Genomic DNA, 5,304 nt, shown 5'->3' with positions numbered 1-5,304 from the left:
GGTTTTTGCGCAGTTCCCCGCGCCCCTGGGGGCTCCGGTCGTGGTTCGTTGTCGGGCTCACCGCCGTGGGGTTTTTTGCGCAGCTCCCCGCGCCCCCGACGTCTCCGGCCGTGGTTCATTGGTGGGGGCGGCGTCGTGGGTTTTTTGCGTGGTTCCCCGCGCCCCCGACGTCTCCGGCCGTCGTTCGTTGGTGGGGGCGGCGTCGTGGGTTTTTTGCGTGGTTCCCCGCGCCCCCGACGTCTCCGGCCGTCGTTCATTGTCAGGCTCACCGCTGTGGGGTTTTTGCGCAGTTCCCCGCGCCCCCGACGTCTCCGGCCGTGGTTCGTTGGTGGGTGCGGCGTCGTGGGTTTTTTGCGTGGTTCTCCGCGGTCCTGGGGGCGTTCCTGTGGTGTCTTGGTCTCGGAGGGGCTCGGGTTACCACGTGGCGATGTTTGTTTTGCGCATTTTAGGGGTTCTTCGGGGTGGGGTTCTGCCGCTCAGGAGGATCAGGCGGGCGGCTCGGTGGCGTTGGCCCTTGTAGGGGGCCAGGAGGGCGAGCATTTCGGTGTCGTCCGCGTTGCGGTTGTCCGCCAGGGCGTGGCCGATGATGCCGGGGAGGTGGACGTCGCCGACCGTCACCGCGTCGGGGGCGCCGTTGCTGCGCTGGACCGTTTCCGCCGAGGTCCAGGGGCCGATGCCCGGGATGAGTTCGAGGCGGGCCCGGGCCTGTGGGGGCTCCATCGACGCCGCCTCCTCCAGGCGGGACGCCCGGCCGGCCGCGCGCAGGACCGTGGACGCCCGCTTGTCGTCGACGCCCGCCTTGTGCCACTCCCAGGAGGGGATGAGGGCCCAGGCGCGCGGGTCCGGCATCACGTGCATGCGGGCCTGGGCGGGGGCCGGGCCGGGGGCCGGTTCGCCGTACTTGCGGACCAGGAGGCGCCAGGCCCGGTAGGCCTCCTCCGTCGTGATCTTCTGTTCCAGGATCGACGGGATCAGGGATTCCAGGACCAGACCCGTGCGGGTCAGGCGCAGGCCCGGACGACGGTGGGCCGTCGCGGCCACCAGGCGGTGGCGCGGGGTGAACGCGCCGGGGTCGTCCGACTCGCCCAGGAGGGCGGGCAGTTGGTCCAGGAGCCAGGCCGCGCCAGGGCCCCACGCCTCCGCCTCCACCGAACCGCCGCGCGCGGCGACCCTGAGGGTGCCCGCGCCCTGCGGCGTGCGGCTCGCGCGCCAGACCGAGCCGTCCGGTGTCGTACGGAACGTGGGGTCCGCCGGGCCGCGGCGCAGGGGGCCCAGGGTCAGGCCCAGGTCCAGCGGGAAGGGCGGCTGCCAGGCGCGGGTCAGGGCCGCGGTGGACTGGCGGGGGACGCCCTCGGGCACGGCCGTCTCGCCCCCGCGCACGGTGGTGCGTGTGGGGCGCGGGGCGAAACGGGACGACATCTGTATGAGGGTAGGGGACGTACGCGCTACTGGTCCGAGGAGAAGCGGACCGCGCCCGCCGGCAGTGTCGCCTCGCACCAGACGCGTACGCCGTCGCGCAGCTCGTTGTCCGCGCCGACGGTCGCACCGTCCCCGATCACCGCGCCCGAGAGCGTCGAGCGGGCCCCGACCCGGGCACCCGCGCCGATCAGGGAGTCCGCGACGACCGCGCCGGGCTCGATGACCGCGCCGGACAGGATCGTGCTGCCGGAGATCCGCGCGCCCTCACCGACGTGCGCGTTCTCGCCGACCACCGTGCCGCCGGTGAGCTTGGCACCGGGGGCGACGGAGGCGCTGGGCAGGACCAGGTGCTCGCCGCAGCGGCCGGGGACCGCCGGGGAGGGGGCGCGGCCGAGGACCAGGTCGGCGGAGCCGCGTACGAACGCCTGGGGCGTGCCGAGGTCCAGCCAGTACGTGGAGTCGACCATGCCCTGGAGGTGGGCGCCGGAGGAGAGGAGATCGGGGAAGGTCTCGCGTTCGACGGAGACGGGGCGTCCCGCGGGGATCGTGTCGATGACCGAGCGGCGGAACACGTACGCGCCGGCGTTGATCTGGTCGGTGACGATCTCCTCGGGGGTCTGCGGCTTCTCCAGGAAGGCGGTGACCCTGCCGGTCGCGTCGGTGGGGACCAGGCCGTAGGCGCGCGGGTCGTCGACCTTCGTGAGGTGCAGGGACACGTCGGCGCCGGACTCCTCGTGCGTGCCGACGAGGGCGCGGATGTCCAGGCCGGTGAGGATGTCGCCGTTGAAGATCAGGACCGGGTCGTCCGGGCCCGAGTGCAGCCGCGACGCCACGTTGCGGATGGCGCCGCCCGTGCCGAGGGGCTCGGTCTCCGTGACGTACTCGATGTGGAGGCCGAGGGCCGAGCCGTCCCCGAAGTACGGCTCGAAGACCTCGGCGAGGTAGGAGGTGGCGAGGACGATGTGGTCCACGCCCGCCGCGCGGGCCCGCGCCAGCTGATGGGTGAGGAACGGGACGCCTGCCGCCGGGACCATCGGTTTGGGGGTGTGGACCGTGAGGGGGCGCAGCCGGGTTCCCTTGCCGCCGACCAGGAGGATCGCTTCTGTCACCTGTCGTCTCTGCTTCCTGCTGGGGCCGGCCGAACTTGAGTTTCGGCCGGCCAGTGTATGCAGACGGATGTGCAGGTCGTGCAGGTCTTGCAGATGGAGCGGGTGCCTCGGGCCTCAGCGGCCCTGGAAGCGGGCCGAGGTGGACCGGGCCTTGCCGAGCTTCTTGTACAGGCGGCTACCGGGGCAATCAGTGGCGAATCCGTCCCGGTGACCGGAGATCACCTGGAGCCGGACGTTCTTGCCTTTCTTGTACAGGTTGCCACCGCCGGACTTCAGGTAGGTAGTACCGCGCGGATTGGCGCCGTACAGGCCGAGCTTCCACGCGGTCAGCCGGGCGACGGCGTCCACGGCCGCCTTCGGCGGGTTGGAGTGGCTGTACGTGCCGAGGACGGCGATGCCCATGCTGTTGGTGTTGAACCCGAGAGTGTGGGCCCCCAGGACCGGCTTGGCCACACCTCCGGCACGTCCTTCGTAGATGTTTCCGCAGCGGTCGACGGCGAAGTTGTAGCCGAAGTCACGCCAGCCACTGCTCTTGACGTGGAAGCGGTAGATGCTGCGGAGCACCGCTCCGGACTGTGAGCAGCGGTAGTAGTTGCCGGACGCGCTGTGGTGCACGAAGGCGGCCTTCACCGTCTTCGTGTACGCGAAGTCCTTCTCCCGGAGCTTCTCGTCGGCGCCCCAGCCCTTGCGCGTGATGATGCGCGGGCGCGGGCCGACGTAGGGGCCCGCCTTGGTGGCGGACTTGCCGCCCGTCTTGCTGCCGGACTTGCTGCCGGTCTTGCTGATCGCCTGGGCGACCGTCCCGGGGCCGCCGCGCGCGGCGATCAGGTCCTCCTCCGTCTGCCGCTTGGTCAGCGCGGGGATCACCGAGGCGCCGATGGGCGCGAGGTCCGCGTTGACGGCGGAGGACGCGGCGGACTGGGCGCTCATCGCGGAGGCGCGCGGCACCTCGGCCTGGGCGCCCTTCGGCGGTGGTTCGTCGCCGGGGTCGACGAGTTCGAGGCGCAGGCCCTCGGGGAGGGTGCCCGCGGAGGGGGCGGCAGCGGCGCGGTCCGTTGTGGTGGGCTGTTCCGGGCGTACGCGGATCTCGACGCCGTCCGAGTCGCCGACCCACAGCGGTGCGGTCGAGCCGCGGACCGCGCCGCCGCGCTCGGGGGTGCCGGGATCGGCGGCGTGTTCGTGGTTGTGGGTCTCCACGTTCCGCCAGCCGGACCAGGTGGTGGTGCCGGTCGCGCGGGTGCGGACCTGGACGGTGCCGTGCAGTTCCGCCTCGGGGTCGTTCCAGACGACGCCCACCAGGGAGAAGGGGCGGACGTCGCGCCGGTCCAGGCCCTGTTCGCGCGCGCCGGCCGAGCCGAGCGCGCGGTCGGAGCCTCGCGAGGCGAGCGGGATGGACTGGGTGCTGCCGGGGACCGCCTCCGCGGCGGGCCCGGCGGCCGACGGTGCGTCGGGCGCCGCGGCTCGGGCGCCGGACGACGGCAGGGAGAGGGGCAGGGCCAGGGCGGCCGCGCACGTGACGCCGATCGAGGAAGCTAGAAATCCACGCATACGTACGATCGTTGGCATAACCGTGCATTTCTGTCCATTGGGAAACTGACGGCCCGTCGGCCAAGTGTGGGCGATCCAGCCACCCGCACTCCCCCGCCACGCCGGGGGCACGCGGCGGCCCGCGTACCCTTGCGCCCGTGAACGCCAACGACCGCACCCCTGCCGACCTGCTGCGATCCGCGCTCGCCTCGGATCCGGGCCGCCCACTGGTCACCTTCTACGACGACGCCACCGGTGAGCGCGTGGAATTGTCCGTGGCCACCTTCGCCAATTGGGTGGCCAAGACCGCCAATCTGCTCCAGGGCGATCTCGCCGCCGAGCCGGGCGACCGGGCCGTGCTGCTGCTGCCCGCGCACTGGCAGACCGCCGTGTGGCTGCTCGCCTGTTCGTCGGTAGGCGTGGTCGCGGACGTGGGCGGCGATCCGGCTTCGGCCGACCTCGTCGTCAGCGGGCCCGACTCGCTCGACGCCGCGCGGGCCTGCTCCGGGGAGCGGGTGGCGCTCGCGCTGCGGCCGCTCGGCGGGCGCTTCCCGCAGCCGCCGGCCGGCTTCGCCGATTACGCGGTGGAGGTGCCGGGGCAGGGCGACCGGTTCGCTCCGTACGCCCCGGTGGACCCGGACGAGACCGCTCTCGTGGTCGACGGCGTCGAGCTGACGGGCTCGGAGCTGGTGGAGCGGGCGCGGGCGGATGCGGGGCGGCTCGGGATCGGGCCCGGGGCGCGGGTGCTTTCCGGGCAGTCGTACGCGACCTGGGACGGGCTCAGTGTCGGGCTGTACGGGGCGCTGGCCGCGGGTGGGTCGGTGGTTCTGTGCCGGAACCTGGATCGGCTGGGTGAGGGTGGGCTGGAGAAGCGGGTCGAGGATGAGCGGGTGGGTGTGATCCGGCCGTAGGCCTTGGCCGGTTCCCCTCCGGGCGGCGGTCGGGTGCGGGTTCGGGTGCGCGTTCGGGTGCGGGTCCGTTGTGGGTTTTGCGCAGTTCCCCGCGCCCCTGAATCGCCGCCCCGGATCGCCGCCCCTGAAAGCGTGCGTCTGCAGGTGCACTGCGGCTGGACGTCTTGCGCAGTTCCCCGCGCCCCTAAATCGCCGCCCCCGGATCGCCGCCCCGGAAAGCGTGCGTCTGCAGGTGCACTGCGGCTGGACGTTTTGCGCAGTTCCCCGCGCCCCTGAATCGCCGCCCCGGATCGCCGCCCCGGAAAGCGTGCGTCTGCAGGTGCACTGCGGCTGGACGT

The 5,304-nt window shown here is 72.7% G+C and carries 4 protein-coding genes; 1 reads left to right on the top strand and 3 read right to left on the bottom strand.

Annotated elements, in window-relative coordinates; all coding sequences use genetic code 11:
• Nucleotides 1-414: 414 nt before the first annotated feature.
• The 3 genes from AOK03_RS39435 to AOK03_RS39425 all read right to left on the bottom strand — a co-directional run bounded on the left by AOK03_RS39435 (nt 415) and on the right by AOK03_RS39425 (nt 4,076).
• The gene (locus AOK03_RS39435) at nt 415-1,419 is read right to left on the bottom strand and encodes a DNA-3-methyladenine glycosylase family protein (protein ID WP_055570148.1); all 1,005 of its coding nucleotides are present in this window, start codon (nt 1,417-1,419) and stop codon (nt 415-417) included.
• Nucleotides 1,420-1,445: 26 nt separating this feature from the next.
• Nucleotides 1,446-2,528: a mannose-1-phosphate guanylyltransferase gene (manB, locus tag AOK03_RS39430; protein ID WP_055570147.1), complete on the bottom strand. Its 1,083-nt coding sequence runs from the start codon at nt 2,526-2,528 to the stop codon at nt 1,446-1,448.
• A 114-nt stretch (nt 2,529-2,642) separates the two neighbouring features.
• Nucleotides 2,643-4,076: a peptidoglycan recognition protein family protein gene (locus AOK03_RS39425; RefSeq protein WP_244177951.1), complete on the bottom strand. Its 1,434-nt coding sequence runs from the start codon at nt 4,074-4,076 to the stop codon at nt 2,643-2,645.
• Between the two features lie 137 nt (nt 4,077-4,213).
• Between AOK03_RS39425 and AOK03_RS39420 the strand changes: the two genes are divergently transcribed.
• Nucleotides 4,214-4,966: a TIGR03089 family protein gene (locus AOK03_RS39420; protein ID WP_055570145.1), complete on the top strand. Its 753-nt coding sequence runs from the start codon at nt 4,214-4,216 to the stop codon at nt 4,964-4,966.
• Nucleotides 4,967-5,304: the final 338 nt, after the last annotated feature.

Origin of the sequence: Streptomyces atriruber (assembly GCF_001418325.1) — a bacterium.
GTDB lineage: Bacteria > Actinomycetota > Actinomycetes > Streptomycetales > Streptomycetaceae > Streptomyces > Streptomyces atriruber.
This window is presented reverse-complemented; position numbering and strand designations above follow the sequence as displayed.

Coding starts and splice junctions, on each gene's coding strand:
- AOK03_RS39425 (WP_244177951.1), bottom strand. CDS start 4,076: ATGCGTGGATTTCTAGCTTCCTCGATCGGCGTCACGTGCGCGGCCGCC.
- AOK03_RS39435 (WP_055570148.1), bottom strand. CDS start 1,419: ATGTCGTCCCGTTTCGCCCCGCGCCCCACACGCACCACCGTGCGCGGG.